This is a genomic window from Nocardioides renjunii, assembly GCF_034661175.1.
Lineage (GTDB): Bacteria > Actinomycetota > Actinomycetes > Propionibacteriales > Nocardioidaceae > Nocardioides > Nocardioides renjunii.
On record NZ_CP141058.1, the window covers coordinates 1,488,650 to 1,514,950 of the forward strand.

The following is a 26,301-nucleotide window of genomic DNA, read 5'->3' on the forward strand; positions in this document are numbered from 1 at the left end:
GAGACGGCCCGCTCCGGCGGCCCGTCGCCGGTTCGGTCGGGCAGGACCCGCGTGGAAGAATGACGCGATCCCGCCGTCGTACCACTGAAAGCAGTCCGTGAGCCTCAAGAACGCGCCGCAGCCTGGCTCGACCGACCCGTCGATCATCCGCAACTTCTGCATCATCGCGCACATCGACCACGGCAAGTCGACGCTGGCCGACCGGATGCTGCAGCTCACCGGGGTGGTCGACGAGCGGGCGGCGCGCGCGCAGTACCTCGACCGGATGGACATCGAGCGCGAGCGCGGCATCACGATCAAGAGCCAGGCCGTGCGGATGCCCTGGACGGTGCCGACCGACAACGACGAGGGTGCCGACCCCGGCACCTACGTGCTCAACATGATCGACACGCCCGGCCACGTCGACTTCACCTACGAGGTGTCGCGCTCGCTCGAGGCCTGCGAGGCTGCCGTCCTGCTCGTCGACGCCGCGCAGGGCATCGAGGCGCAGACGCTGGCCAACCTCTACCTCGCGATGGGCGCCGACCTCCACATCATCCCGGTGCTCAACAAGATCGACCTGCCCGGGGCGATGGTCGACAAGTACGCCGCCGAGCTCGCCGGCCTGGTCGGGTGCGAGCCCGAGGACGTCCTGCGCGTCAGCGCCAAGACCGGCGTGGGCGTGGCCGGCCTCCTCAACGAGATCGTCCTGCAGACCCCCGCGCCCGTCGGCGACGCCGACGCGCCGGCGCGCGCCCTCATCTTCGACTCGGTCTACGACACCTACCGCGGCGTCGTCACCTACGTCCGGGTCGTCGACGGCAAGCTCACCCACCGCGACCGCATCAAAATGATGTCGACCGGCGCGGTCCACGAGATGCTCGAGGTGGGCGTGATCAGCCCGGAGCCGGTGAAGGCCGCGGACCTCGGCGTCGGTGAGGTCGGCTACCTGATCACCGGAGTGAAGGACGTGCGCCAGTCGCGCGTCGGCGACACCGTCACCAGCCAGCACCACGGGGCCACCGACGCGCTGGGCGGCTACAAGCACCCCAACCCGATGGTCTACTCCGGGCTCTACCCGATCGACGGTGACGACTACCCGACGCTGCGCGACGCCCTGGAGCGCCTGCAGCTCAACGACGCGGCGCTGACCTTCGAGCCGGAGACCTCCGGGGCCCTGGGCTTCGGCTTCCGTATCGGCTTCCTCGGCCTGCTGCACATGGAGATCACCCGCGACCGGCTCGAGCGCGAGTTCAACCTCGACCTCATCTCGACCGCGCCCAACGTGGTCTACGAGGTGGTCATGGAGGACGGCACCGAGGTCACGGTGACCAACCCGAGCGAGTACCCCGAGGGCAAGATCAGCGAGGTCCGCGAGCCGGTGGTCAAGGCGACGATCCTCAGCCCGAGCGACTACATCGGCACGATCATGGAGCTCTGCCAGACCAAGCGCGGCAGCCTGGAGGGGATGGACTACCTCTCCGAGGACCGCGTCGAGATGCGCTACACGCTGCCGATGGGCGAGATCGTCTTCGACTTCTTCGACCAGCTGAAGTCGCGCACCAAGGGCTACGCCTCCCTCGACTACGAGCGCTCCGGCGAGCAGGCGGCGGACCTGGTGAAGGTCGACATCCTGCTGCAGGGCGAGCCGGTCGACGCGTTCTCCGCGATCGTGCACAAGGACGCGGCCTACGGCTACGGCGTGATGATGGCCGGCAAGCTCAAGGAGCTCATCCCGCGGCAGCAGTTCGAGGTGCCGATCCAGGCCGCCATCGGCGCGCGCGTGATCGCCCGCGAGAACATCCGCGCCATCCGCAAGGACGTGCTGGCCAAGTGCTACGGCGGTGACATCAGCCGCAAGCGCAAGCTGCTCGAGAAGCAGAAGGCCGGCAAGAAGCGGATGAAGAACATCGGCACCGTCGAGGTCCCGCCCGAGGCCTTCGTCGCCGCGCTCTCGACCACGCAGCCGACCGAGAAGTCCGGCAAGAAGTAGCCGTGCCGGTCGTCCGCGCCGACGACGTCACCGCGCGGCCCTGGGCCAACGGTGGCGGCGTCACGCGCGAGCTCGCGACGGCCGCGGACGGCTCGTGGCGGATCAGCCTCGCCGACGTCGACCGCGACGGGCCCTTCTCGACGTTCCCGGACCGGCAGCGGCTGCTGACGCTCGTGGACGGCGCCGTGCTCGGGCTCGAGGTCGACGGCACGGCCCACGTCGTCGAGCCGCGCCGCCCGTTCGCCTTCGACGGTGGAGCCGCCGTCGTGGCCACGGTGCCCGAGGGGCCGGTGCGGGTGCTCAACGTGATCGCCGGGCCCAGCGTGACGCCGTACGTCACCGTGCTGGAGCTCGGCCGCGCCTCGACGCTGCCGCTGGCCGAGGACCAGGCGGCGTACGTCCTCGCCGGCCGGCCGGACGGCGCCGAGGTCGGCTGCCTGGTCACCGGTCCGGGTGAGGTGTCGGGTCGGTGCACCGTGGCGGTGGTGACGCTCGAGGCCGTCAGCTGACGGTGGCCGGCTCCCAGCGGGGGTCGCGGCCCAGCCGGGCGAGCAGCCGGTCCGTCGCGCTCGCGTCGGGGCCGACGTCGACGGGCCCGGTGCACACGCCCTCGGAGTAGAGGGCGTCGCCCCAGCCGTCGGCGGTGGCGTGGAGCTCGGCGGCCTCCGCCTCGTCGATCGACCACGGCTGGCGGGTCGCCCGGGCGACGTCGGAGCCGTGGACGACGAGGTCCCAGCCGTAGAAGTCGGCCATCGTGGCGGCGATCGTGGTGCGGCCGAAGAAGCCGTCGTACTCCCGGTCGGCGACGCCGTCGCGGTCCAGCACCGCGGCCACGTCGGCCGCGTGCCGGCGCCAGCCCGCGGCAGGGTCGGTGAGGTCGGGCCGTGGGCCCGGGGCGAGGTCGTGGCGCTCGAGGAAGTCGCGCTCGGTGTCGACGACGTGCGCGACGACGTCGCGGACGGACCAGCCCTCGCAGGGCGTGGGGGCGTCCCACTGCGCGTCGGCGCGGTCGAGGATGTCGGCGAAGGTGGCGGCGCGCTGGGTGAAGTGCTGTGCGGTGGTGGTCATGGGTCCACGCTCGCACCGCTCGTGTCGGTGCCTCTTGTGATAATCCGACACATGACCGGACAGGTGCCCCTCCAGCCGGTCGACCCGGTCGACCGCGCACACCTCACCGGCCTGAGCAGGCCCTCGCCGCCCATCCACCGCTACGCGCCGTCCGCGCACCTCGCCGACCTGGTCGAGCGCTACTGGATCCCGGTGTGGTCCTTGGCCGAGCCGTCCACGCAGAGCACGCTGCAGCACCCGGTGTGCCTCGTCGTGGTCAGCAACACCTACGCCCGCTTCTACGGCGTGGCGCGCGGCCGGTCCAGCGTCACCCTAGAGAACGACGGCTGGGCCGTCGGCACGATGCTCGCGCCCGCGGCCGGGCGGCTGGTCCTCGGGCGGTCGGTGGCCGAGGTGACCGACACGTGGATCGACCTGTCCGGGGTGCTGCCCGACGACCACGCCGGGCTGGTCGACCGGGTCCGGGCCGCGATGGCCGACGAGCCCGGCAGCCCCGTCGCCCACGCGGCCGCCATCGCGGCCACCGAGGACTGGCTGACCACCCTCCTCCCGGTCGACGCGCAGGGCCTGCAGGTCAACCGGCTGGTCGCCTGGCTGCGCGAGCACCCGGAGGTGACCCGGGTGGGCGACCTGGCGCGGGAGGCCGGGTTGTCGGAGCGGAGCCTCCAGCGGCTGGTGGAGCAGCGCCTCGGCCTCGCCCCCAAGTGGCTGGTCCAGCGGCGACGGCTGCACGACGCCGTGCTGGCGCTCAAGACGGGCGACGGCGCCCTCGCCGACATGGCGGCCGACCTCGGCTACACCGACCAGGCCCACTTCACCCACGACTTCCGCACGGTGACGGGCATGACACCGGGGGAGTACCTCCGCGACCAGCCGTCCGCTGGGACGTCAACCTGAGGTTGACAGACGGTGGCCCGCGCGGCACGGTGGTGGCATGTCCCCGATCCCGGCCCACCTCCTCGTCGCCCTCGCCTTCACGGTCGTCGTCGGCCTGGTCTCCGGCGGCACCTGGCCCTACTTCGTCATGGGCGCCGGGCTGGCGCTCTCGCTGTGGGTGATGCTCTTCGCCGGCTCCTGGGCCGGTCCCGAGCGGGAGACCCACGGGCGCACCTCCGCCTCGCACTACGCCGTCGCGGCAGCGGTCGCGCTCGTGCTCGGCTACGCCATGTACGTCGTGGGCGACGGCGCCTCGTGGTGGGCCACCGGCGTGATCCTCGCCGGCGTGCTGGTGCCGGCCGGCCTGGTGGCCAGCCGGTCGCGAGCCGGCGACGGTGCCTGAGGACGACCCGCTCGACCGGGTGAGGGCGGCCGCCACCGCGGTGCACCTCGCCGAGCGCGCCCTCGCCGACGCCGTGCGGCGCGCGCAGGCGGCCGGCCACAGCTGGGCCGCGGTGGGCGCGGTCCTCGGCACCTCGCGGCAGGCGGCCTTCAAGCGGTTCGGGACGCCGCGCGACCCGCGTACGGGCCGGCCGATGGCCCCCGCCGACACAGCCGGCGTGGTGGCGACCACCGAGAGCGTCTTCGCGGCCCTCGACGCAGGCCGCTACGACGAGCTCCGCGCGATGATGCCCGACGACGTCGCCCGGGTGCTGACCCGCGACGTCGTCCTCGGCGCCTGGGCGCGCGCGGTCGCCGACACCGGCAACCTGGTCGCGTGCCGCGACACGGTCGTGCAGCTGCCCGGAGGTGAGGACGCGCCCTCCGCCGAGGTGCTCGGCACCGTGGTGGGTGCCACCACGCTGGTCTGCGAGGCCGGCGAGTGGCAGGGCCGGGTCGCGCTGGGCCAGGACGGGGGCCTGCTCGGCCTGCTGGTGGTGCCGGTCGGTGCGGACGGGCTGCCGTTCTGAGCCGTTCTGGGCCTTTGCGGGCCGTTCTGGGCCCTTCGCCGAGACCGCGAGGCGCCTCAGACGGCCTCGCGGGTGAGCGACACGTCCGTCACCTCGATGCCCAGGGCCGCCTCGAGGGCCGCGACCGGCTCCTCCAGCTCCGTCCTTGTCGGCTTGCGGGTGCGGGCGAACCACGTGACCTCGAGCGGACGTCGCCGCGAGCTGCCGCCGGCCCGCCAGAAGCCGGTGATCCTCCCGTCGACCAGCAGCGGCGGGAGCAGCATCCCGTTGGAGTCGTTCCACAGGCGGCGGTTGTGCTTGGGGCTCACGAAGCGGTCGCGCGCCTTGGAGTCGTAGCCGCACAGCAGCGCGTCGAACTCCGGGAGCAGCCGTACGCCGGGCAGGTCCCGCGGCGGCGGCGCGTCCGCCAGGTCGAGGTAGCCGCGCCCGTCCGGACCCTCGTCCTCGACGACGTCCGTGCTGCCGAGGCCCGCGAGGCCCTCCTCGACCGCGCGCAGGGACATCCCCGACCACCACGCCAGGTCCTGGCGGGACGAGGGACCGTGGGCCGCGAGGTGCAGGCGGACGACGTCGGTGGTGGTGGCCAGCCCGGTGCGGTCGAAGGTCCGGTAGACGGGCCTGCCCTGGCCCTCCCACCGGTCGCTGGAGGCCGGCCGGCGGACGAGCCCGCCGTGGGCGAAGGACAGGTAGCGCCCCGGGACCGTCTCCGTGGCCCCCTGCGCGTGCGGTGCGTGCCGGCCGAGCCAGTCGACGAGGTGGTCGCGGAGCTCGTCGGGGGTGCGCCACTCGCGGGCGAAGTCCTCGATGGAGAGCCACAGGGCCGCGAGCTGGTCGTCGGTGACGCCCAGCATCCGGGCCCAGCGGCGGTGCTGGCCGACCCGGGTCGCCTCGGCGAGCACGGTGTAGGCCGCCGGGCTGGCCGTGTGCACCGTGCCGCGGATCGTGCTGCCCCGCACGATCGCGCCCGTGTCGTACGCCTCGGTGATCGCCGCGTGGGTGGTGCCGGGGAAGCGGGCGCCGAGCCCGATGAAGGCGGAGCGGGCGGTCTGCGTCTGCATGTCGCCGATCGCGTGCACGGCGGCCGCGACCTCGGCGCCGCTGGCGGGGACGGGACGGTCGGGGAGCTGCCGGGCCAGCGACGCCGCGCCCAGCTCGGCCCAGGTGCGCGCCACGTCTCAGCCGCGCATCGGGCCGCCGGGGCGGCCGTGGGACTCGGCGACGATCTCCGCGACCACCGACAGCGCGATCTCGCCCGGGGTCCTGCCACCGAGGTCGTGGCCCGCCGGCACGTGGAGAGTGGACACGTCGACGCCCTCGGCGACAAGCTCCTCGACCAGTCCCGCGGCGCGTCGCCGGCTCGCCATCATGGCGACGTAGGCCGCCTCGGAGGCGAGCGCAGCCCGCAGGACCGCCGGGGCGTCCGGGGCGTCGTGGTCGCAGAGGACGACCGCGTCCCCGGGACGGGGGTCGAGACCCGGACCGCCGTGGTCGGCCGGCTCGACGACCACGGTGCGGCCCACCGTCGACGCGATGGCGGCCAGCGCCCGGGCGATCGGGTTGTCGCTGAGGACGAGGATCCGCCCGTGCTCGACGCCGTCGTCGGACCACGGCCGCTGGCGCTCGCTCATGGCGGCCAGCCTAGAGTCGCGGCATGCCCGTCACCATCCCTCCGGGACTGCTCGCGCAGCGGGCGCTCGGCGAGGACTGGTCCGGGTGGCTCGACCGGCTGCCGCGCGTGGCCGCCGACCTCCTCGAGGAGTGGCGGCTCACGCCGGTCGCGCTGCCGCTGCACGGGTTCTGCTCCCTCGTGCTGCCGGTCACCGACGCCGACGGCACGGGCGCGGCCCTCAAGATCACCTTCGACGGCGACGAGGAGTCGCTGCACGAAGGGCTGGCCCTGCAGCACTGGGGCGGGCGCGGCGCCGTACGCCTGCTCCGGGCCGACCCGCGGCGGCGCGCGCTCCTGCTCGGGTGGCTGCCCGGCCCCGACATGGGCGACGTGTGGGACGTGGAGGCGTGCGAGGTCGTCGGCGGGCTCTACGACCGGCTGCACGTCCCCGCCATGCCGCAGCTGGCCACCGTGGCGTCGTACGTCGAGCGGTGGCTGCGCGACCTCGACGAGCTGGGCCGCGACGTGCCGATCCCGCGGCGCTACGTCGAGCAGGCGTTGGCGCTCGGCCCCGACCTCCTCGCCGACGCGGCCGCCCCCGTCGTGGTGCACGGCGACCTGCACTACGCCAACGTGATGGCCGACGACGCAGGGGAGTGGCTGGCCATCGATCCCAAGCCGATGGCCGGCGACCCGCACTACGAGCCCGCACCCATGCTGTGGAACAGGATGGAGGAGCTGAGCGGCCCCGGCGCCGTCGGCTCGGTGCGCGACGGGCTGCGGCGCCGCTTCCACGCCCTCGTCGACGCCGGTGGGCTCGACGAGGCGCGGGCGCGCGACTGGGTCGTGGTCCGGATGGTCGTCAACGCCGGGTGGACGGTGCAGGACGCCCGCGCTGACCGTCGCCGGCTCACGGCCGAGGAGCAGGACTGGATCACCCGCTGCGTCGCGATCACCAAGGCCGTGCAGGACTAGTCGCCCGCCGCGGCTCACTGGTCCGGTCAATTCGCCGTGTTTGCTACCACTCGGTAAACCAAGTGATCTAGGTTACAGCCCAGTCAGCAGCAAGCCCCGCTGTGTGACGCGCCGCGTCACGCTCCGACGAATGAGTAGGTAACAGATGCCGATCACCATCGACACGGCGTTCCTCGACACCATGCCACCCAACGTGGCCGTCCAGTTCTTCGACCGCGTCGCGGCGTCGCCCGACAGCGAGGCGTTCCGCTTCCCGCGCGGCGAGGCCTGGGAGTCCGTCACCTGGAAGCAGGCCGGTGACAAGGTGGAGGCACTCGCCGCGGGCCTGATCGCCCTGGGGGTCGAGCCCGAGCAGCGCGTGGGGATCGCGTCGGGCACCCGCTACGAGTGGATCCTGGCCGACCTCGCGATCATGTGCGCCGCCGGCGCCACCACGACGGTCTACCCGAGCACCAACGCCGAGGACACCGTCTACATCCTCGGCGACTCCGAGAGCCGGGTCGTCTTCGCCGAGGACGCCGAGCAGCTCGCCAAGCTCACCGCGCACCGCGCGGAGCTGCCCCACGTCAGCAAGGTGGTCGTCCTCGACGGCCAGGGCGACGGCGACTGGGTGATCTCCCTCGACGACCTCGCCGCGCTCGGCGCGGCCAGGCTGGCCGAGCAGCCCGACGTCGTGCGTACGACGTCGCAGGCGATCGCCCCCGACCAGCTCGCCACCTTGATCTACACCTCCGGGACCACCGGTCGCCCCAAGGGCGTGCGGCTGCGGCACTCCTCGTGGGTCTATGAGGGCGAGGCGATCCGCGCGCAGGGCATCCTCGGCCCGGACGACCTCGAGTTCCGCTGGCTGCCGATGGCCCACTCGTTCGGCAAGGTGCTCATGTCGACGCAGATGGCGTGCGGCTTCGCCGCCGCGATCGACGGCCGCGTCGAGAAGATCGTCGACAACCTCGGCGTCGTGAAGCCGACCTTCATGGGCGCGGCCCCGCGCATCTTCGAGAAGGCTCACGGCCGCATCGTCACCATGCAGGCCGCCGAGGGCGGCGCCAAGGAGAAGATCTTCAAGAGCGCCTTCAAGGTGGGCCTCGAGGTCGAGCGGCTCAAGCGCGAGGGCAAGTCCGTCCCGCTGGGGCTCAAGGTCCAGCACGGCCTGTTCGACCGGCTGGTCTTCTCGAAGATCCGCGACCGCTTCGGCGGCAACGTCCGCTTCTTCATCTCGGGCGCCGCGGCGCTCAACCGCGACATCGCCGAGTGGTTTGGCGCGGCCGGCATCACGATCCTCGAGGGCTACGGCCTGACGGAGACCTCGGCCGGCTCGTTCGTCAACCACCCCCAGCAGAACAAGTTCGGCACGGTCGGTCCGGTCTTCCCGGGCAGCGAGGTCAAGCTCGGCGAGAACGACGAGATCATGATCAAGGGTCCCGGCGTCATGGACGGCTACCACAACCTGCCCGAGGAGACGGCGAAGACGCTGACCTCCGACGGCTGGCTGCACACCGGTGACAAGGGCGCCCTCGACGAGGACGGCCACCTGGTCATCACCGGTCGCATCAAGGAGCTGTTCAAGACCTCGGGCGGCAAGTACATCGCCCCGCCCGCGATCGAGTCGAAGTTCAAGGCCGTGTGCCCCTACGCCAGCCAGTTCATGGTCTTCGGCGACGAACGCAACTACTGCGTCGCCCTCGTCACCCTCGACCCGGACGCGATGGCCGGCTGGGCCGAGGAGAACGGCATGAGCGGTGCGTCCTACACCGAGATCGTGCGCTCGGACGCGGTGCGCCAGATGGTCGCCGACTACATCGAGGACCTCAACAGCCACCTCAACCGCTGGGAGACGATCAAGAAGTGGAAGCTCCTCGACCACGACCTGACGGTCGAGTCGGGCGAGCTCACCCCGTCGATGAAGGTCAAGCGCAACGTGGTGCAGCAGAACAACCAGGCGCTCATCGAGGAGATGTACGCCTGACCGTCACGGTTGCGTGAGCGGGGGTGCACGCGTGGTTGGATACCCGCGTGCCCCCCGCTCAACCCGACGGCGACCTCGCCCCCGAGGACGGCCTCTTGCCCGACGAGGCATGGGCGCAGTTCGGTAGCCGGCCCTTCGGCCTCTACGTCCACGTGCCGTTCTGCACGGTGCGCTGCGGCTACTGCGACTTCAACACCTACACCGCCCACGAGCTCGGTGACGAGGTCGGCGCCAGCCGGTCGACGTACGCCGAGGCGGCCATCCGCGAGATCCGCTTCGCCCGCAACGTCCTCGGCCACCGCGACGTGCCGATCGAGACGATCTTCTTCGGCGGCGGCACGCCCACGCTGCTGAAGGCCGCCGACCTCGGGGCGATCGTGGCGAGCGCGGCCGCGGAGTTCGGCCTCGCCGACGACGTCGAGATCACCACCGAGGCCAACCCCGACAGTGTCGCGGCCTGGGACCTCGAGGAGCTGCGCACCGCGGGGTTCAACCGGATCAGCTTCGGCATGCAGTCCGCGGTCGACCACGTCCTGCGCACCCTCGACCGCACCCACGACCCGCTGCGGGTGCCGGCGGTGGTCGACTGGGCACGCCGGGCCGGCTTCGAGGACGTCAGCCTCGACCTGATCTACGGCACGCCGGGGGAGTCGCTCGCCGACTGGGAGACCTCCGTCGACGCCGCCCTGGCCTGCGAGCCCGACCACGTCTCGGCCTACTCGCTCATCGTCGAGGACGGCACCGCGATGGCGCGCCAGGTCGCGCGCGGCGAGCTCCCCATGCCCGACGAGGACGACCTCGCCGACAAGTACCACCTCGCCGACGAGCGGTTCACCGCCGCCGGGCTCGGCTGGTACGAGGTGTCCAACTGGGCCACCTCGCCCGACCACTGGTGCCGCCACAACCTCCTCTACTGGACCGGCGGCCACTGGTGGGGCGTCGGCCCCGGCGCGCACTCGCACGTCGGCGGCGTCCGCTGGTGGAATGTCAAGCACCCGTCGGCGTACGCCCAGCGGCTCGCCACCGGCGTCTCGCCCGCCCTCGCCCGCGAGGTGCTCGGCTACCGCGACCAGCGCGTCGAGCGGGTCCTGCTCGAGATCCGGCTCGTCGAAGGCCTGCCGGTCACCGCGCTCGAGGCCGCGGGCCGCTCGCACGTGGCCCGGCTCGTCGCCGACGGCCTCGTCGAGCTCGCGGCCGAGCGGCTCGTGCTCACCCAGCGCGGCCGGCTCCTCGCCGACGCCGTGGTGCGCGACCTGGTCGACTGAACCCGCTCGCTGGTCGAGTAGCCCGCGAGGGACGAGCGGGCGTATCGAGACCCATCAGTCATCGCGGATCTCGATACGGGTCGCCGGTCCCTCGCTGCGCTCGGGTCCGGCCGAGCCCTACTCGATCTCCCGACGTGATCTTCCCTGAGCAAGCTCAGGGAAGCGTCGTGAAGTCGATGAGCTCCTCGACGCGGCCGAGCAGGGCCGGCTCGAGGTCGGCGTACGACGTGACCCGGCCGAGGATGTGCTTCCAGGCGCGGGCGATGTCGGCCTGGTCGCGGTGCGGCCAGCCGAGCTGCTGGCAGGTGCCGGTCTTCCAGTCGATGCCCTTGGGCACCGAGGGCCAGCGAGGGATCCCGAGCCGGTCGGGCTTGACCGCCTGCCAGACGTCGATGAACGGGTGGCCGACGACGAGGACGTGCTTGCCGACGGGGGAGCGGGCGATGCCCTGCGCGATGCGGGCCTCCTTGGACCCGGGGACCAGGTGGTCGACGAGGACGCCGACGCGACGCTCGGGTCCGGGCCTGAAGTCGCGGAGGTGGTCGGCGAGGTCGTCGACGCCACCGAGGTACTCCACGACGACGCCCTCGATGCGCAGGTCGTCGCCCCACACCTTCTCGACGAGCTCGGCGTCGTGGCGGCCCTCGACGAAGATCCGGCTGGCGCGGGCGACGCGGGCGCGGGCGTTGGGCACGGCGACGGAGCCGGACGCCGTACGCGTGGGCGCGGCGGGGGCGCCGCCGCGGACCGGGCGGGTGAGGATCACCGGCTTGCCCTCGAGCAGGAAGCCGGGACCGAGCGGGAACGTCCGCCGCTTGCCGCGCCGGTCCTCGAGGGTCAGCGTGTCGATGTCGCGGTCGACCGCGACCACCTCGCCGCACCAGTCGGTCGTGATCTCCTCGACGACCATCCCGAGCTCGGTGGGCACCTCGACGGCACGGCCGTTGCGGGGCGCCTTCCAGTCACCGGAGAGGACGTCGGTTCCGTAGCGATCGCTGGGCACCGGGTTACGTTAGGCGGCCGACGCCGCGAAACGGGGGTGGCACGCCGTGGTCAAGCGCTCCAGGCCGACCCAGCAGAGCGACATCGCGCGCTCCTTCGGGGGCCGCAGCGGCTTCGCCTCCGAGGAGCTGGACGCCCGCGGTCGGCGTGTCGCGCCGATGAGCCGCTGGGAGCGGGCCGCGGCCCGGCTCACGTGGGACGAGTCCGGGAACCACTACGAGGACCACGCGGACGACGACCACGTCCCGCTGTTCCGGCTGGTGCCGTCGGCCGAGCTGCTGGTCGCCGTCGCGTGCGTGCTGGTACTCGTCGGGGGGTTCGCCGCGCTGATCGCCTACCTGGCGCTCACACGCTGAGCCCCAGGAGCCGGCGCCGCGGCGAGCGGTCAGCCCTCGGCGATGCCGTCGCCCTGGGCGCCCTCGCCACTGTTGGCGTCGACGCTCGTGTCGGTGGTCGAGGCGTCGGGCTCGCGGCTCGCCTGGCCCGCACCCTCGCCCGGGCCGCCGCTCTGGCTCGGCGCGGTGCTGGCACCGTCGTCGTTGCCGAGGTCCTCCTGCGTGGCGTCCATCTCGAGCTCCTCGCGGCTCTTGGTCTCCTCGGCGTCGGGGTCGAGCGGCTCCGCGAGCGGGTTGTCCTCGCCCGGCTGGAGGTCCTCGGGGAGCTGGTCGTCGGAGATGCCGCCGAGGGTCGCGGAGTCGGGCGACGTCGTACCTCCCGAGTGGTCCGAGTCCGCCGGGCTGGTGCCGCTGGAGGACCGCGGGGTCTCGGTGTGGTCGGGCTGGGACTCGGTGTTCTCGGTCATGTCCTCATGCAACCGACTCGAGCCGATCGCGTCCAGCCCCATGGGGGTGTGGCGTCTCAGCAGAGGCCGGCGTGCAGCTGCGAGCGCAGCGCCTCGCCGAGCTCCTGCGGCGAGGACACCGTGCGCAGGAAGTCGAGGCGCTCGGTGTGGGCCCCGGCCGAGTCGAGCCACGACACGTCGACGCCCGACGGGTCGACCCGCAGCAGGCTGGCCGCGAGGAGGGTCCGCACCGGGATCCCGAAGGTCGACGCCATCGCCGTGCGCAGCTCGCTCTCGTGCGCCTCGTTGGCGTGCTCGGCGGTGCGCTGGAGGTAGCCGGGGTTGAGGACGTGGCGGCGGTCGCGGAACCGGTCGAGGTCCACCGGCACCGGCCGGTCGTCGCAGAACAGCGTCACCCGCGTGGGGTCGAGCGCCACGAGGGAGCGTGACTCACCGCAGCACGCGCAGCCGGCGCCGCGCTCGGCGAGTCGGCCCTGGAGGAACAGGTCGATCCGACGACCGCCCGTCGCCGGGTGGCTCAACCCGCTGGACACCTCGACCACGCCGCCCGCGCCGCCACGGGCGGCAGTGACCAGCGCGGAGTCCTCGCAGGCGCTGAAGACCGGCGCGCCGTGCACGTCGCAGGTGACGTCGTAGTCGTCGTCGAGGCTGGTCTGGCGGTCCTCGCTCACCCGGAGGGTGATCGCGTCGGGGCACGACAGCACGCTGCGGGCCAGCACTGCTGCTTCGGTCGGTGTCATCGGTCCTCCGGCGATTAGGTAAGGCAAGCCTAACTCGCTGAAGGGTGATCACACCAGAGGGAGCCGCTTCTGGCTGCGGGGCAGGTGCTCGTAGCCCAGGCGCACGGCGCTCACGAGGAGTGCCGGGTCCCACGGCCAGTCGCCCTGGGCCAGCGCCTCGGACTGCGGCACGCCGCGCGACGCCAGGTCGCGGATCGTCTCGGCGACCACGCCGAGATCGACGCGCTGGTCCTGGACGAACGCCTTGTCGACCACCCGGCCGTGGCCGGGGACGACCACGGTCGCGTCGGTCATCAGCTCGAGGACGAGGTCGAGCGTCAGCGGCCACTCGAGCGGCCAGGAGTCGTCGCCGATGAACGGCGGGTCGGACTCCTCGACCAGGTCGCCCCCGAGCAGCACGTCGGCGTCGGGGACGTGGACCACGAGGTCGCCGGCGGTGTGGCCGCGGCCGGGGTGCACGAGCTCGACCGCCCGGTCGCCCAGGTCGAGCTGGACCACCGACGAGAACGTGTGGGTGGGCGGTCGGAGCGCCGTGGCGAGGATCTCGTCGCGGTGCGGGTCGCCCGCCGCGTCCTCGTACTTCGCGAAGGTGCGCTCCGCGGACTCGACCATGTGCTCGGCCGCCCAGTCGGTCGCGTGGATGGGCACCTCGCCGAGCTGCTCGACCACGGTGGCGTTGCCGAAGTGGTGGTCCCAGTGCTCGTGGGTGTTGACGATCCCGGTCAGCGGCCCCGCGCCGAGGCGTCGTACGTCCTCGGCGACGGCGCGCGCCTGGGCGGCCGAGCCGTGCGTGTCGACCATCAGCAGGCCGTCGGACCCGCCGACGAGCGTGATGTTGACGTGCATCCAGTCGTAGTGCGCCACCCAGACCCGCGGGGCGACCTCGGTGAAGCGGGGGGTGTGGTCGGCCATGCTCGCGAGCCTACGGTTGGCTAGTAGTCTTGGCACTCAGGACGAACGAGTGCCAGCCCGTGCCGGACGGCACCGGGCGCGCCGCCCCGCGAGCGAGGAGGGATTCCATGGTCGACGACCGCAAGCTGGACGTGCTGCGCGCGATCGTGGAGGACTACGTCGCCACCGAGGAGCCGGTGGGCTCGAAGGCCCTCGTCGAGCGCCACGGCCTGGGCGTGTCACCGGCGACGGTGCGCAACGACATGGCCGCCCTCGAGGACGAGGGCTACATCCACCAGCCGCACACCAGCGCCGGCCGGGTGCCGACCGACAAGGGCTACCGGCTGTTCGTCGACAAGCTCGCCACCCTCAAGCCCATGAGCGCGGCGGAGCGCCGGGCGATCTCGACGCTGCTGGACGGCGCCGTCGACCTCGACGACGTCGTGCAGAAGTCGGTGCGGCTGCTGAGCCAGCTCACCCGCCAGGTCGCGATCGTGCAGTACCCCACCCTGTCCCGCTCGACGGTGCGCCACATCGAGCTCGTCTCGCTCACCCCGACCCGGATCATGGTCATCCTCATCCTCAGCACCGGCCGGGTCGAGCAGCGCCTCGTCGAGCTCGACGAGGCCGTCGTCGACACCGACCTCGCGGAGGTGCGGGTCGCGGTCAACCAGGCGAGCGCGGGAGTGCAGATCGCTGCGGCGGCCGCCGCCCTGGGCGAGCTGCCCGACGCGGTCCGCCCGGAGCAGGCCGAGTCGACGCGCGCGATCGTCAGCGTGCTCGCCGAGGCGATGTCCGACCACCGCAGCGACGAGCGCGTCGCGGTGAGTGGCACGTCCAACCTGGCCCGCTACGGCGACTTCGAGACGGCCGTGCGCCCCCTGCTCGAGGCGCTCGAGGAACACGTCGTGCTGCTCAAGCTGCTCGGCGAGTCGGGTGTCGACGCGCTCACCGTCCGCATCGGGCACGAAGGCCCCTACTCCGAGCTCGCGGCCACCAGCGTGGTGGCCACCGGCTACGGCCCGCAGGAGTTCCACCTCGGCTCCCTCGGCGTGGTCGGTCCGACCCGCATGGACTACCCCGGATCCATGGCAGCCGTGCGCGCGGTCGCGCGCTACGTCTCCCGGATCCTCGATGAAGGAAACCAGTGACCCAGGACCCCTACGAGATCCTCGGCGTCTCCCGAGACGCCGGTGCCGACGAGATCAAGAAGGCCTACCGCAAGCTCGCCCGGCAGCTGCACCCCGACGTGAACCCGGACCCGGAGACCCAGGACCGGTTCAAGGACGTCACCCGCGCCTACGAGGTGTTGAGCGACCCCGGCAAGCGGGCGGCGTACGACCGCGGCGGTGACGCCTTCAGCCAGGGCTTCGGCGGTGCCGGCCAGGGCTTCTCGTTCACCGACATCATGGACGCGTTCTTCGGCGGTGGGGCTCCCGGCGGCGGCCAGACCCGCGGCCCGCGCTCGCGGGCCCGCCGTGGTCAGGACGCGCTGATCCGCCTCGACGTGACGCTGGCGGAGGCCGCCTTCGGCGTGACCCGCGAGCTCAAGGTCGACACCGCCCTGCGCTGCGAGGCGTGCGAGGGGCAGGGCACGGCGCCCGGCACCTCGCCGACGACCTGCGAGACGTGCCACGGCCAGGGCGAGGTCGCCGTCGTGCAGCGCTCGTTCCTCGGCGAGATCCGCACCCTGCGCCCGTGCGCGGCGTGCCGCGGCTACGGCTCGATCATCCCCGACCCGTGCCGGGAGTGCTCCGGCGACGGCCGGGTCCGCTCGCGCCGCACGCTGACCGTGAAGATCCCCGCCGGCGTCGACCACGGCACTCGCGTCCAGCTCACCGGGCAGGGCGAGGTCGGCCCCGGCGGCGGACCGTCCGGCGACCTCTACGTCGAGATCCACGTCGAGCCGCACCCGACCTTCAACCGCAACGGCAACGACCTGCACACCACGGTGTCGCTGCCGATGACGGCGGCCGCCCTCGGCACGCACCTCACCCTGCCGCTGCTCGAGGCCGACGTGGCGACCGCCGACTCGGAGTCCGGGACGGAGACGACCTTCGAGCTCGAGATCAGCCCGGGCACCCAGTCCGGCAGCGAGCAGGTCATCCGTGGCTTCGGCGTGCCGAGCCTGCGCGGCGGTCGTGGCGACCTGGTCGTCAGCGTCGTCGTCGACACCCCCACGCGGCTCGACCCGCGCCAGGAGGAGCTGCTGCGCGAGCTGGCGGCGATCCGCGGCGAGGAGACGCCCGACGGGCAGGTCGAGGCCCCGCACAAGTCGATGTTCGGCCGCCTGCGCGACGCCTTCCAGGGCTGAGTCGGGCGCCGCGCCGTGTCGCTGCCGGTCCACCTCGTCGAGTCGCTGGCCGACGCGACGGTCGGGTCCCTGGTCGAGGTGACCGGTGACGAGGCGCACCACGCCGTCGCCGTACGCCGGCTGCGCGAGGGCGAGCAGGTCGTGCTGACCGACGGCCGCGGCACGTCGGTCACCGGCGAGGTGGCCGCCACCGGCAAGCGGCTGTTCACCGTGACGGTGGCCTCGCTCGAGCGCACCGCCCGCCCCGACCCGGCCGTCACCGTGGTCCAGGCCCTGCCCAAGGGCGACCGCGGCGAGCTCGCCGTCGAGGTGCTGACCGAGGTCGGGGTCGACACCGTCGTCCCGTGGGCCGCGTCGCGATCGGTCGCGGTGTGGAAGGGCGAGCGGGCCGCGAAGTCGCACGCCAGGTGGCAGGCCACCGCCCGCGAGGCCGCCAAGCAGTCCCGCCGCTCGTGGCTGCCCACCGTGGCCCCGCTCGCCTCGACCGCGGAGGTCGGGCGCATCGTCGCGGCGGCCGACCTCGCCGTCGTGCTGCACGAGGACGCCACCGCCCCGCTCAGCGCGGTCGACGTACCCGCCTCCGGGCGGATCGTGGTGATCGTCGGGCCCGAGGGCGGCATCGCCCCCGAGGAGCTCACCGCCTTCGCCGAGGCCGGCGCCCAGGCCGTCCGGCTCGGCGACGAGGTGCTCCGCACCTCGACCGCGGGCGTCGTCGCGGTCGCGGCGCTGCTGGCCCGCACCCCTCGCTGGGGCTGACGGCGCGAGGGGGGCGGGCTGGATGTCGGGCTGGCTGGCTCCGGCTCGGCGGTCCCCGGATATCCGGGGACTCCAGCGACAACGCGGAAGATCCGAGCCACGAGATGACTCGGATCTTCCGCGATCTCGGCCGACGGCCGACGGCGTACGACGCGCCGCGACGCGCCTACCGGACGGTGATGGTCTTCGTGTCGACCGACGGCCCGTTGCCCTCGGTCCCACCGCTGGGGTCGTCGGTCTCGCACTGGACGACCACCTCGCCGGTGACGCCGCCGAGCGGCAGCTCGACCTCGAACGGGAAGAGCCGGTCCTCCATCCACCCGTCGGACTGGTAGCCCTCGAGCGCGACCTCCTGGCTGCCCTGCAGGAGCCGGCAGGGGCCCGACGCCTCGAAGGAGTTGGCCACGCCGGTGACCGTGACCGTGTCGCCGGAGACCGTGTCGCCCTCGGCGGGCGAGGTGATGTTGACCAGGTTGAGGGTACGCAGCGCGCTGGCCGCCGAGACCGGCGTGCCGGTCGGTCGACCGAAGAGGTCGAGGCCCGGGGCGTCGCGCTGGACGACCACCGGCACCCGCTCCTGCTGGACGCCCTGGAGGGTGAGCACGAGCTGCTGCAGGGCGAGGCGGGCGTCGCGCCTGCTCATCCCGTCGGGCGCCTCGGTGAAGGCGTCCGAGGGGAGCTGCACGAGGAGGACGCCGTCGGTGGCGGTGACCGAGGCGACCTCCATCTGCGGCCACAGCGTGCGGTAGTCCGGGTCGTCGGGCTGGCCGCCGCCCGCGACGAGGCGGGCCGCCTCGGTCAGCGGGTCGCCCTGCACCCGGTGGAACTCGCGGAACAGCGCGGTCCTGCCGCCCGGGCCGTCGCCGGCGAAGTAGACGGGGACGGCGGTGCCGGACTCGGACGGTGCCTCCGAGGTGGACTCGGTGGGCGACTCGGTCGGCGTCCCGGTGGAGGACTCGACCGGCGCGGGCGAGGGGGACTCCGACTGCTGCGCCCCGTCGCTCGCCGTCGGCTCGCCGGTCGAGTCGGAGACGGGCCTCGGGTCCTCGCCGCAGGCGACGAGGACCAGGCTGGTCGCCACGACGACGACCGCGGCGCCCGCGCGGCGTCGTACGGCGCGGGCGAGGGCCGCTCGGGACGTGGTGGGGGTCATGGTCGTCACGGTACGGCGCCTCCGCGCCCGCCGATCCGCGCACACGCCGCGCCACCCCGACCACCCCGGCGCACCCGCACCCGCCGAGCGCGGCCGATCACCCGACCGTCGATTCCGGGCGCCGCGCGCGCCCCGCGGCCGTAGGGTGGCGCCATGAGCGACACCTCGGCGGACTGCGTCTTCTGCAAGATCGTCGCCGGGGACATCCCGGCCGACGTGCTCGGTCGCAACGACCACGCGATCGCGATCAAGGACCTCAACCCGCAGGCCCCGTTCCACGCGCTCGTGCTGCCGGTGGCGCACCACGAGAACGCCGGAGCCTCGGCCGCGGCGGACCCGACCGGCACCGGTCACGCGATCGCCCTGGCCGACGAGGTCGCCCGGGCGTCCGGCAACGACGACTACCGGCTCATCGCCAACACGGGCGCCTCCGCCGGCCAGACCGTCTTCCACACCCACTTCCACGTCCTCGGCTCCGCGCCCGGGATGACCGAGTCGCTGGTCTGACCCGGTGCTGACCCGACCCCGCCGCGCGCTCGCCGCCGCCCTGGCCTCCGGGCTGCTGCTCCTGACCGCCTGTGGAGGCGACGACCCCGCCTCGGACCCCGCGGACGACCGCACCGCCACCCAGCCGGCAGAGGCCGATGCCGCGAGCCCGGAGTCGGCCGCCGACGCGGGCGAGGAGCAGGCCCAGCAGGCCGGCCACGACGGGCACTACGCCGAGCCGGCGCGGTCGAAGAGGCTGCGCGCCGGCGAGACGCGTACGACGATCGCGATGCCCGGCAGCTACACCCCGTCAGCCCCCTACGGCACCGGCACCGACGACTACCGCTGCTTCGTCCTCGACCCGGGGCTGGAGCGCGACGCGTGGCTCACCGGCACCCAGGTCCTGCCCGGCAACCCCGACACCGTCCACCACGTCATCCTCTTCCAGCTCCCGCCGGAGCAGTCCGCCGCGGCGGAGGAGAAGGACGCGGCCGAGGAGGGCGAGGGCTGGACGTGCTTCGGTGGCACGGGGCTCGAGCGCGTGCAGAACGTCGACCGGTCGTCGTGGATCGGCGCCTGGGCGCCCGGTGGTGAGGAGACGGTCATCAAGCCCGGCTTCGGGATCCGCCTGGCCAAGGGCAGCCGGATCGTGATGCAGGTGCACTACAACCTCCTCGCCGGCCAGCAGGCCGACACCTCGGCCGCCCAGCTGCGCCTCGCCCCGGGCACGCGGCGGCTCGAGTCGCTGAGCACGATGCTGCTGCCCGCCCCGGTCGAGCTGCCGTGCCGCCCGAAGCACTCCGACGGTGAGCTCTGCGACCGCGCCGCGGCGCTGGCCGACGTCAAGGAGCGCTTCGGTGCGGAGGGCAACACCGCCGACCTGCTCCACCTCCTGTGCGGCGGGGAGCCGGAGCCGGGGGAGGTGCAGTCGTGCGTGCGCACCATGTCCGAGCCGCTGACCATCCACGGCGTCGCCGGTCACATGCACCTGCTCGGCCGCTCGCTGACGATCGAGGTCAACCCCGGCACGCCGCAGGCACGCACGATCCTCGACATCCCCGTGTGGGACTTCGACGACCAGGGGAGCCGGCCGATCGAGCCCGTCCGGCTCGAGCCGTTCGAGCAGGTCAAGGTGACCTGCAGGCACGTGCAGTGGCTGCGCGACAGGCTCCCGTCGTTCGAGGGCCAGCCCGACCGCTACGTCGTGTGGGGCGAGGGGACGACCGACGAGATGTGCCTCGGGATGCTGCAGGTCACCCGCCCCTGAGGGGTCGGCCACAACCGGGTGGGCTGCGCGCGGCCCGCTCGGTAGCATGGAGGTGCTCTGCCACCGACCCGGAAGGCCGCCCGATCACGGGCATCCATGACTGACACGACCGGCACCAACACCCAGCAGGACAAGCCGACCCACACCGTCGTCGTCCCCAACAGCATCGACATGGTCTCGGTCCTGGGTCCGGGCGACGAGCACCTCCGGTTGATCGAGCGGGCCTTCGACGCCGACGTCCACGTGCGCGGCAACCGCATCACCCTGGCCGGCGACTCCGCCGAGGTGGCCATGGCCGAACGGCTGCTCGACGAGATCGTCACGCTCGTCCGCACCGGCCAGGGCGTCTCCGGCGAGACGGTCGAGCGGATCATCCAGATGCTGCAGACCGAGACGCAGGAGCGGCCGGCCGACGTGCTGAGCCTCAACATCCTGTCCAACCGCGGCCGCACGATCCGACCCAAGACGCTCAACCAGAAGCGCTACGTCGAGTCGATCGACAAGAGCACCATCACCTTCGGCATCGGGCCGGCCGGCACCGGCAAGACCTACCTGGCCATGGCCAAGGCCGTGCAGGCGCTGCAGGCCAAGGAGGTCAACCGGATCATCCTCAGCCGCCCGGCCGTCGAGGCGGGCGAGCGGCTCGGGTTCCTGCCCGGCACGCTGAGCGAGAAGATCGACCCCTACCTGCGCCCGCTCTACGACGCGCTGCACGACATGGTCGACCCCGAGACGATCCCCAAGCTGCTCGCCGCCGGCACGATCGAGGTCGCGCCCCTGGCGTTCCTGCGCGGGCGCTCGCTCAACGACTCCTTCATCATCCTCGACGAGGCGCAGAACACGACGCCCGAGCAGATGAAGATGTTCCTCACCCGGCTCGGCTTCGGCTCGCGGATCGTCGTCACCGGCGACACCAGCCAGGTCGACCTCCCCTCGGGCACCCAGTCGGGGCTGCGGGTCGTCGAGGGCATCCTCGACGGCGTGGAGGACATCACGTTCTGCCGCCTCACCGGCACCGACGTCGTACGCCACCGGCTGGTCGGCCGCATCGTCGAGGCCTACGAGGTCTTCGACGCCACCGACCAGGCGCGCGGGCCCAAGTCCGGCCAGGCCAAGGGCAAGCCCGTCTCCGCCACACCGGTCGCCACCACGGTCCCCGCCGCGAGCGACCGCGGCACCGACGGGCGGAAGCCCCGGTGAGCATCGAGGTCCTCAACGAGTCAGGGCGCGACGTCGACGTACGCCGCCTGTCCCGGCTCGCACGCTTCGTGATGGACGAGATGCGTGTCCACCCGCAGGCCGAGCTGTGCATCAAGGCCGTCGACGAGGACACGATCGCCGACCTCAACGAGCACTGGATGGAGAAGCAGGGCCCGACCGACGTGCTCGCCTTCCCGATGGACGAGCTGCGTCCCGGCAAGGTCAACGAGGAGCCCGAGGAGGGCGTGCTCGGCGACCTGGTGCTCGCGCCGACCGTGGCCGAGCGCCAGGGCGAGGATGCCGGGCACGGCCGAGAGGCCGAGATCGACCTGCTCACCGTGCACGGCATCCTCCACCTGCTGGGCTACGACCACGCCGAGCCCGACGAGCACGCCGTGATGTTCGGGCTGCAGGGGGAGCTGCTCGAGAAGTGGCGCTCGAGCCCCGAGCCCGCCTGAGCACGACGCTCCCCACATGACCCTCCCGACACGACCCTCCCGACATGACCTCCCGAAGATGACCCTCCCGACATGACCGCCGACATCTGGCAGCTCGGCTCCGCCGCCCTGCTGGTCCTCCTCGCGGGGCTGTTCTCCGCGGCCGACGCGGCCCTCAACGGGTTTTCGCGCGCCCGCGCCGAGGAGCTGAAGGCCGAGGGCCGCGCGGGTGCCACGCGCCTGCTGATGCTGCTCGACGACCCGCCGCGCTACCTCAACACGGCGCTGCTGCTGCGGCTGCTGTGCGAGATCAGCGCCATCGTGCTCGTCAGCACGTGGGCGCGCGACGCCTACCAGGACTCCCTGGTGCCCAGCGTGCTCACCACGATCGGCGTCATGCTCGTGGTGTCCTTCGTCGCGATCGGCGTCGCGCCGCGCACCCTCGGTCGCCAGCACGACGCCACGGTGGCGCTGCTGTCGGCCGGTCCGCTGTCGCTGGTCACCACGATCCTCGGACCCATCCCCGCCCTGCTCATCCTGCTCGGCAACGCCATCACGCCGGGGCGGGGCTTCAGCGAAGGCCCGTTCTCCACCGAGACCGAGCTGCGGGAGCTCGTCGACCTCGCCGAGGCGTCGGCGGTGATCGAGTCCGGCGAGCGCCGGATGATCCACTCCGTCTTCGAGCTCGGCGACACCATCACCCGCGAGGTGATGGTCCCGCGCCCCGACGTCGTCTACATCGAGCGCCACAAGAACCTCCGGCAGACGCTGTCGCTGTTCCTGCGCAGCGGCTACTCACGGATCCCGGTCATCGGCGACAACCTCGACGACATCGTCGGCATGGCCTACCTCAAGGACCTCGTCCGCCGCGACTTCGAGGCCCCCGACGTCGAGTTCACCCAGCGGGTCGACGAGGTGATGCGCCCGGTCCACTACGTGCCCGACTCCAAGCCGGTCGACGCGCTGCTCACCGAGCTCCAGGCCCGCCGCCAGCACATCGCGGTCGTCGTCGACGAGTACGGCGGCACCGCCGGGCTGATCACGATCGAGGACGTGCTGGAGGAGATCGTCGGCGAGATCACCGACGAGTACGACGCCGAGGAGGTCGAGGTCGAGCACGTCGAGGGCGGCGCGATCCGGGTCTCCTCGCGCTACCCCGTGGACGACCTCGACGAGATCGTCGGCGTCTCGGTGGAGGACGACGACGTCGACAGCGTCGGCGGCCTCATGGCCAAGCACCTCGGCAAGGTCCCGATCCCGGGGTCCGTGGTCGAGTGCCACGGCCTGCGCCTCGAGGCCGAGCGGGCCACCGGGCGGCGCAACAAGATCGACACGGTGCTCGTGTCCGTCCTGTCCGACGCCGCCGAGGACGCCTCCGACGACGCGGCCACCCACGTGGGCTCCGCCGGTCGCTGAGCACGCTGCGCAGGCCGGCTGCCCCCTCACTACGCTGCTCGCATGACCGACCTGTCAGCCGACCTGAGTGCCGAGGACGCCAAGCTGGTGACCCTCGCACGCGCCACCCGCGCCCGGGCCCGCGCCGCCGAGGGCGCCGCCGTGCGTGACCTCGACGGGCGGACGTACGCCGCGGCCAGCGTCGACCTCCCGCACCTGCGGCTGACCGGGCTGGAGGTCTGCGTCGCGATGGCGCTGTCGTCCGGCTCCACCGGCCTGGAGGCGGCGGTCGTGCTCACCGACGGCGACGCGGTGGACGTCCGCGCGGCCGGTGACTTCGCCGGCCCCGACGTCCCCGTCCTCGTCGGCGACCCGCAGGGCCGCATCCACTCACGCTCCGCCACGCGCGCCGGCTGACGGACAACCCGCTCGCGTCCCCCCGCGCACCTCGCTAGCGTGGTCGCGTGCGCGAGCCGGGGGGATGGGAGCAGCACTCCGTCGGGGTCACGAGGCTCCGGGAGTCCTACGCCGCCCTGCCCGCCGGGTCGCCGGTGCGGCTGGCCAAGCGCACCAGCAACCTCTTCCGGGGCCGCCCCGACGCCGGGCGGGGGCTCGACGTGTCCGGCCTGACCGGGGTGATCGAGGTCGACGGCGACGTCGCCGAGGTGCAGGGCATGTGCACCTACGAGCACCTGGTCGAGGTCACCCTCGCGCACGGACGGATCCCGCTCGTGGTGCCCCAGCTCAGGACCATCACCCTGGGCGGCGCGGTCACCGGGCTCGGCATCGAGTCCACGAGCTTCCGCAGCGGCCTGCCGCACGAGTCGGTGCTCGAGATGGACGTGCTGACCGGTGCGGGCGAGGTCGTCACCACCAAGCCCGGTGACGCGCTCTTCGACGCCTTCCCCAACTCCTACGGCTCCCTCGGCTACGCCACGCGGCTCCGGATCGAGCTCGAGCAGGTGCCGGCCCACGTCGCGCTCCGACACGTGCGGTTCGACGACGCCGGCTCGCTCGCCGACGCGGTCGGCCGCATCGTCGCCGACGGCGCGTGGGAGGGCGAGCGGGTCGACGGCCTCGACGGCGTCGCCTTCACCCCTGACGAGCTCTACCTGACCCTGGCCCGCTGGACCGACGAGCCCGGTCCGACCAGCGACTACACCGGCCAGCAGGTCTACTACCGCTCGCTGCAGCACAGGGCCACCGACCGGCTGACGATCCACGACTACCTGTGGCGCTGGGACACCGACTGGTTCTGGTGCTCGCGCGCCTTCGGTGCCCAGCACCCGCTCGTACGACGGCTGTGGCCGCGGCGCCTGCGTCGCTCCGACGTCTACTGGCGCCTGGTCGCCCTCGACCGCCGCCTCGGCATCGGCGACCGGCTCGACCGGCGGGCCGGCCGGCCGCAGGGCGAGCGCGTGGTGCAGGACGTCGAGGTCCCCGTCGACCGGCTCGCGGAGTTCCTCGCGTGGTTCGACCGGGAGGTGGGCATGCGGCCGGTGTGGCTGTGCCCGCTGCGGCTGCGACGCGCGAGCGGGGGTGAGGACGCCGGCGAGGGAGAGGCCAGGCCGTGGCCGGGCTACCCGCTGGCCCCCGCGACGACGTACGTCAACGTCGGCTTCTGGGGCGTCGTCAACGTCGGGCCCGACGCACCTCTCGCGCCCCGCAACCGGGCGATCGAGGCGGAGGTGTCCGCCCTCGGCGGCCACAAGAGCCTCTACTCCGAGGCCTTCTACGACCGTGGGGAGTTCGACCGCCTCTACGGCGGCGACCAGCTGGCCCGCGTGAAGCGGCTCCACGACCCCGACGACCGACTGACCCCTCTCTACGACAAGGTGGTGGGACGCCGATGAGCACCCGTTTCCAGGTGGGCTCGACCGCAGCGGCTCGCGTGACGATCGGCGAGGCGATGGACCGGCTCGTGCGAGGAGGGCTGCCGCTGCGGCTCACCGCCTACGACGGCAGCAGCGCGGGCCCGCCCACGGCCGACGTCGGCCTGCACCTGCGCAGCGAGCGCGGCCTGGCCTACCTGGTGACGGCCCCCGGAGACCTCGGCCTGGCCCGCGCCTACGTGAGCGGCGAGCTCGACCTCACCGGCGTCCACCCGGGCGACCCCTACGACGCGGTGGTCCTCCTCAAGGACCACACGAGGTTCCGGGTGCCGGCGCCGTCCGAGGCGCTGGCCATCGTCCGCAGCCTGGGGTTGTCGCGGCTGCGCCCGCCGGCTCCGCCGCCCCAGGAGCACCTGCCTCGCTGGCGCCGCACGGTGGAGGGGCTGCGGCACTCGATGATGCGAGACGCCGAGGTCATCGCCCACCACTACGACCTCTCCAACCGGTTCTACGAGCTCGTGCTGGGCCCGTCGATGGCCTACACGTGCGCCCTCTACGAGACGCCCGATGCCACGCTCGAGGAGGCGCAGGCCGCGAAGTTCGACCTGGTCTGCCGCAAGCTCGACCTCCAGCCCGGGCAGCAGCTGCTCGACGTGGGCTGCGGCTGGGGCAGCATGGTCCGCCACGCCGCACGGGAGTACGGCGTCCGGGTGCTCGGGGTGACGCTCTCGCTCGAGCAGGCCCAGTGGGCCAAGGAGGCGATCGACCGCGAGGGGCTGGGCGACCTCGCCGAGGTGCGGCACCTCGACTACCGCGACGTCGTCGAGACCGGCTTCGACGCGGTCAGCTCGATCGGGCTGACCGAGCACGTCGGCGTGCGCAACTACCCGGCCTACTTCACCCACCTGCGCGACCGGCTCCGGCCCGGCGGCCGGCTGCTCAACCACTCCATCACCCGCCGCGCCAACCAGCGCAAGGAGACCGGCGCCTTCATCGACCGCTACGTCTTCCCCGACGGTGAGCTCATCGGGTCCGGCACGATCATCGCCGCCGCGCAGGACCGGGGCCTCGAGGTGCAGCACAGCGAGAACCTCCGCCTGCACTACGCCGCGACGCTGCGCGACTGGAACCGCAACCTGGTCGAGCACTGGGACGAGTGCGTCGCCGAGGTCGGCGAGGGATCCGCTCGCGTCTGGGGCCTCTACATCGCCGCGTCCCGGGTCGGCTTCGAGCGCGGCGAGGTCGAGCTCCACCAGGTCCTGGCCACCCGCAACCACGACGACGGACGCTCCGACTTCCCGATGCGCCCGCACTGGTGAGCCAC

28 protein-coding genes are annotated in these 26,301 nt (G+C 72.9%); 20 read left to right on the plus strand and 8 right to left on the minus strand.

What is annotated here, in order from left to right; all coding sequences use genetic code 11:
- The first annotated feature begins 97 nt into the window (after nt 1–97).
- Both lepA and SHK17_RS07145 read left to right on the plus strand, forming a co-directional pair.
- The gene (gene lepA, locus SHK17_RS07140) at nt 98–1,972 is read left to right on the plus strand and encodes a translation elongation factor 4 (RefSeq protein ID WP_322424513.1); all 1,875 of its coding nucleotides are present in this window, start codon (nt 98–100) and stop codon (nt 1,970–1,972) included.
- A gap of 2 nt (nt 1,973–1,974) precedes the next feature.
- A complete protein-coding gene (locus SHK17_RS07145; protein WP_322424512.1) occupies nt 1,975–2,481 on the plus strand; it encodes a HutD/Ves family protein in 507 nt (168 codons plus the stop codon).
- Here the strand turns inward: SHK17_RS07145 and SHK17_RS07150 are convergent.
- A complete protein-coding gene (locus SHK17_RS07150; protein ID WP_322424511.1) occupies nt 2,474–3,040 on the minus strand; it encodes a TIGR03086 family metal-binding protein in 567 nt (188 codons plus the stop codon). The genes SHK17_RS07145 and SHK17_RS07150 overlap by 8 nt on opposite strands.
- Before the next feature lie 51 nt (nt 3,041–3,091).
- Here SHK17_RS07150 and SHK17_RS07155 point away from each other — a divergent pair, with 51 nt between their 5' ends.
- From SHK17_RS07155 to SHK17_RS07165, 3 genes are read left to right on the plus strand one after another with little or no spacing between them, the layout of a single operon-like run.
- Nucleotides 3,092–3,937: a helix-turn-helix domain-containing protein gene (locus tag SHK17_RS07155; RefSeq protein WP_322921577.1), complete on the plus strand. Its 846-nt coding sequence runs from the start codon at nt 3,092–3,094 to the stop codon at nt 3,935–3,937.
- A 37-nt stretch (nt 3,938–3,974) separates the two neighbouring features.
- The gene (locus SHK17_RS07160; RefSeq protein WP_172270971.1) at nt 3,975–4,319 is read left to right on the plus strand and encodes a hypothetical protein; all 345 of its coding nucleotides are present in this window, start codon (nt 3,975–3,977) and stop codon (nt 4,317–4,319) included.
- Nucleotides 4,312–4,887, plus strand: coding sequence for a hypothetical protein (locus tag SHK17_RS07165; protein WP_322424509.1), 576 nt, complete (start codon nt 4,312–4,314; stop codon nt 4,885–4,887). Before SHK17_RS07160 ends, SHK17_RS07165 begins: the two co-directional genes overlap by 8 nt.
- A gap of 56 nt (nt 4,888–4,943) precedes the next feature.
- On the opposite strand, the gene SHK17_RS07170 is transcribed toward SHK17_RS07165, so the two are convergent.
- Both SHK17_RS07170 and SHK17_RS07175 read right to left on the minus strand, forming a co-directional pair.
- Nucleotides 4,944–6,059, minus strand: a complete 1,116-nt coding sequence (locus SHK17_RS07170) for a winged helix DNA-binding domain-containing protein (protein WP_322921579.1) — start codon at nt 6,057–6,059, stop codon at nt 4,944–4,946.
- Between the two features lie 3 nt (nt 6,060–6,062).
- On the minus strand, nt 6,063–6,515 hold the full coding sequence (locus SHK17_RS07175) for an XdhC family protein (RefSeq protein WP_322921580.1): 453 nt from the start codon (nt 6,513–6,515) through the stop codon (nt 6,063–6,065).
- Nucleotides 6,516–6,538: 23 nt separating this feature from the next.
- Between SHK17_RS07175 and SHK17_RS07180 the strand changes: the two genes are divergently transcribed.
- From SHK17_RS07180 to hemW, 3 genes are all read left to right on the plus strand, one after another.
- The gene (locus SHK17_RS07180) at nt 6,539–7,471 is read left to right on the plus strand and encodes an aminoglycoside phosphotransferase family protein (RefSeq protein WP_322424506.1); all 933 of its coding nucleotides are present in this window, start codon (nt 6,539–6,541) and stop codon (nt 7,469–7,471) included.
- 145 nt (nt 7,472–7,616) lie between these two features.
- Nucleotides 7,617–9,437 carry an AMP-dependent synthetase/ligase gene (locus SHK17_RS07185; RefSeq protein WP_322921581.1) on the plus strand — a complete coding sequence of 607 codons (1,821 nt, stop codon included), beginning with the start codon at nt 7,617–7,619 and terminating at the stop codon, nt 9,435–9,437.
- A 47-nt stretch (nt 9,438–9,484) separates the two neighbouring features.
- Complete coding sequence (gene hemW / locus SHK17_RS07190) at nt 9,485–10,702, plus strand: radical SAM family heme chaperone HemW (protein ID WP_322921582.1); 1,218 nt, start codon at nt 9,485–9,487, stop codon at nt 10,700–10,702.
- Between the two features lie 154 nt (nt 10,703–10,856).
- Here the strand turns inward: hemW and SHK17_RS07195 are convergent, their stop codons facing one another.
- On the minus strand, nt 10,857–11,705 hold the full coding sequence (locus SHK17_RS07195) for a DUF3097 domain-containing protein (RefSeq protein WP_322921583.1): 849 nt from the start codon (nt 11,703–11,705) through the stop codon (nt 10,857–10,859).
- A gap of 46 nt (nt 11,706–11,751) precedes the next feature.
- Between SHK17_RS07195 and SHK17_RS07200 the strand changes: the two genes are divergently transcribed.
- Nucleotides 11,752–12,060, plus strand: a complete 309-nt coding sequence (locus SHK17_RS07200) for a hypothetical protein (protein ID WP_322921584.1) — start codon at nt 11,752–11,754, stop codon at nt 12,058–12,060.
- Nucleotides 12,061–12,089: 29 nt separating this feature from the next.
- On the opposite strand, the gene SHK17_RS07205 is transcribed toward SHK17_RS07200, so the two are convergent.
- From SHK17_RS07205 to SHK17_RS07215, 3 genes are read right to left on the minus strand one after another with little or no spacing between them, the layout of a single operon-like run.
- A complete protein-coding gene (locus tag SHK17_RS07205) occupies nt 12,090–12,506 on the minus strand; it encodes a hypothetical protein (protein WP_172270982.1) in 417 nt (138 codons plus the stop codon).
- A gap of 56 nt (nt 12,507–12,562) precedes the next feature.
- Complete coding sequence (locus SHK17_RS07210; RefSeq protein ID WP_322921585.1) at nt 12,563–13,246, minus strand: DUF2470 domain-containing protein; 684 nt, start codon at nt 13,244–13,246, stop codon at nt 12,563–12,565.
- A gap of 48 nt (nt 13,247–13,294) precedes the next feature.
- Entirely contained in the window at nt 13,295–14,158 is an 864-nt protein-coding gene (locus SHK17_RS07215) for an MBL fold metallo-hydrolase (RefSeq protein WP_322921586.1), read from the minus strand.
- 107 nt (nt 14,159–14,265) lie between these two features.
- Between SHK17_RS07215 and hrcA the strand changes: the two genes are divergently transcribed.
- The 3 genes from hrcA to SHK17_RS07230 are packed head-to-tail and all read left to right on the plus strand — an operon-like array spanning nt 14,266 to nt 17,207.
- A complete protein-coding gene (hrcA, locus tag SHK17_RS07220) occupies nt 14,266–15,288 on the plus strand; it encodes a heat-inducible transcriptional repressor HrcA (protein ID WP_172270986.1) in 1,023 nt (340 codons plus the stop codon).
- On the plus strand, nt 15,285–16,451 hold the full coding sequence (gene dnaJ / locus SHK17_RS07225) for a molecular chaperone DnaJ (protein ID WP_322921587.1): 1,167 nt from the start codon (nt 15,285–15,287) through the stop codon (nt 16,449–16,451). The genes hrcA and dnaJ overlap by 4 nt, the downstream gene beginning before the upstream one ends.
- A gap of 15 nt (nt 16,452–16,466) precedes the next feature.
- Nucleotides 16,467–17,207 (plus strand): 16S rRNA (uracil(1498)-N(3))-methyltransferase, encoded by a 741-nt coding sequence (locus tag SHK17_RS07230; RefSeq protein WP_322921588.1) that lies wholly within the window; start codon nt 16,467–16,469, stop codon nt 17,205–17,207.
- Nucleotides 17,208–17,373: 166 nt separating this feature from the next.
- On the opposite strand, the gene SHK17_RS07235 is transcribed toward SHK17_RS07230, so the two are convergent.
- A complete protein-coding gene (locus tag SHK17_RS07235; RefSeq protein ID WP_322921589.1) occupies nt 17,374–18,360 on the minus strand; it encodes a Gmad2 immunoglobulin-like domain-containing protein in 987 nt (328 codons plus the stop codon).
- Between the two features lie 153 nt (nt 18,361–18,513).
- On the opposite strand from SHK17_RS07235, the gene SHK17_RS07240 reads away from it, so the two are divergent.
- From SHK17_RS07240 to SHK17_RS07275, 8 genes are all read left to right on the plus strand, one after another.
- Entirely contained in the window at nt 18,514–18,867 is a 354-nt protein-coding gene (locus SHK17_RS07240) for an HIT domain-containing protein (RefSeq protein ID WP_322424497.1), read from the plus strand.
- 4 nt (nt 18,868–18,871) lie between these two features.
- Nucleotides 18,872–20,113: a hypothetical protein gene (locus SHK17_RS07245; RefSeq protein ID WP_322424496.1), complete on the plus strand. Its 1,242-nt coding sequence runs from the start codon at nt 18,872–18,874 to the stop codon at nt 20,111–20,113.
- Between the two features lie 96 nt (nt 20,114–20,209).
- Nucleotides 20,210–21,313, plus strand: a complete 1,104-nt coding sequence (locus SHK17_RS07250) for a PhoH family protein (protein WP_172270996.1) — start codon at nt 20,210–20,212, stop codon at nt 21,311–21,313.
- Nucleotides 21,310–21,771, plus strand: a complete 462-nt coding sequence (gene ybeY / locus SHK17_RS07255) for an rRNA maturation RNase YbeY (protein WP_172270998.1) — start codon at nt 21,310–21,312, stop codon at nt 21,769–21,771. The genes SHK17_RS07250 and ybeY overlap by 4 nt, the downstream gene beginning before the upstream one ends.
- 72 nt (nt 21,772–21,843) lie before the next feature.
- A complete protein-coding gene (locus tag SHK17_RS07260; protein ID WP_172271000.1) occupies nt 21,844–23,166 on the plus strand; it encodes a hemolysin family protein in 1,323 nt (440 codons plus the stop codon).
- 42 nt (nt 23,167–23,208) lie between these two features.
- Complete coding sequence (locus tag SHK17_RS07265; protein WP_172271002.1) at nt 23,209–23,562, plus strand: cytidine deaminase; 354 nt, start codon at nt 23,209–23,211, stop codon at nt 23,560–23,562.
- A gap of 47 nt (nt 23,563–23,609) precedes the next feature.
- A complete protein-coding gene (locus SHK17_RS07270) occupies nt 23,610–24,998 on the plus strand; it encodes an FAD-binding oxidoreductase (protein WP_322424495.1) in 1,389 nt (462 codons plus the stop codon).
- Entirely contained in the window at nt 24,995–26,296 is a 1,302-nt protein-coding gene (locus SHK17_RS07275) for a class I SAM-dependent methyltransferase (RefSeq protein ID WP_322921590.1), read from the plus strand. Before SHK17_RS07270 ends, SHK17_RS07275 begins: the two co-directional genes overlap by 4 nt.
- The last annotated feature ends 5 nt before the right edge of the window (nt 26,297–26,301 follow it).

Bases quoted from the DNA above. Each gene is read 5' to 3' on its own strand.
- SHK17_RS07150 (WP_322424511.1), bottom strand. From the start codon at position 3,040: ATGACCACCACCGCACAGCACTTCACCCAGCGCGCCGCCACCTTCGCC.
- SHK17_RS07155 (WP_322921577.1), top strand. From the start codon at position 3,092: ATGACCGGACAGGTGCCCCTCCAGCCGGTCGACCCGGTCGACCGCGCA.
- SHK17_RS07160 (WP_172270971.1), top strand. From the start codon at position 3,975: ATGTCCCCGATCCCGGCCCACCTCCTCGTCGCCCTCGCCTTCACGGTC.
- SHK17_RS07175 (WP_322921580.1), bottom strand. From the start codon at position 6,515: ATGAGCGAGCGCCAGCGGCCGTGGTCCGACGACGGCGTCGAGCACGGG.
- SHK17_RS07180 (WP_322424506.1), top strand. From the start codon at position 6,539: ATGCCCGTCACCATCCCTCCGGGACTGCTCGCGCAGCGGGCGCTCGGC.
- SHK17_RS07185 (WP_322921581.1), top strand. From the start codon at position 7,617: ATGCCGATCACCATCGACACGGCGTTCCTCGACACCATGCCACCCAAC.
- SHK17_RS07205 (WP_172270982.1), bottom strand. From the start codon at position 12,506: ATGACCGAGAACACCGAGTCCCAGCCCGACCACACCGAGACCCCGCGG.
- SHK17_RS07210 (WP_322921585.1), bottom strand. From the start codon at position 13,246: ATGACACCGACCGAAGCAGCAGTGCTGGCCCGCAGCGTGCTGTCGTGC.
- SHK17_RS07215 (WP_322921586.1), bottom strand. From the start codon at position 14,158: ATGGCCGACCACACCCCCCGCTTCACCGAGGTCGCCCCGCGGGTCTGG.
- hrcA (WP_172270986.1), top strand. From the start codon at position 14,266: ATGGTCGACGACCGCAAGCTGGACGTGCTGCGCGCGATCGTGGAGGAC.
- SHK17_RS07235 (WP_322921589.1), bottom strand. From the start codon at position 18,360: ATGACCCCCACCACGTCCCGAGCGGCCCTCGCCCGCGCCGTACGACGC.
- SHK17_RS07240 (WP_322424497.1), top strand. From the start codon at position 18,514: ATGAGCGACACCTCGGCGGACTGCGTCTTCTGCAAGATCGTCGCCGGG.
- SHK17_RS07250 (WP_172270996.1), top strand. From the start codon at position 20,210: ATGACTGACACGACCGGCACCAACACCCAGCAGGACAAGCCGACCCAC.
- SHK17_RS07260 (WP_172271000.1), top strand. From the start codon at position 21,844: ATGACCGCCGACATCTGGCAGCTCGGCTCCGCCGCCCTGCTGGTCCTC.
- SHK17_RS07265 (WP_172271002.1), top strand. From the start codon at position 23,209: ATGACCGACCTGTCAGCCGACCTGAGTGCCGAGGACGCCAAGCTGGTG.
- SHK17_RS07275 (WP_322921590.1), top strand. From the start codon at position 24,995: ATGAGCACCCGTTTCCAGGTGGGCTCGACCGCAGCGGCTCGCGTGACG.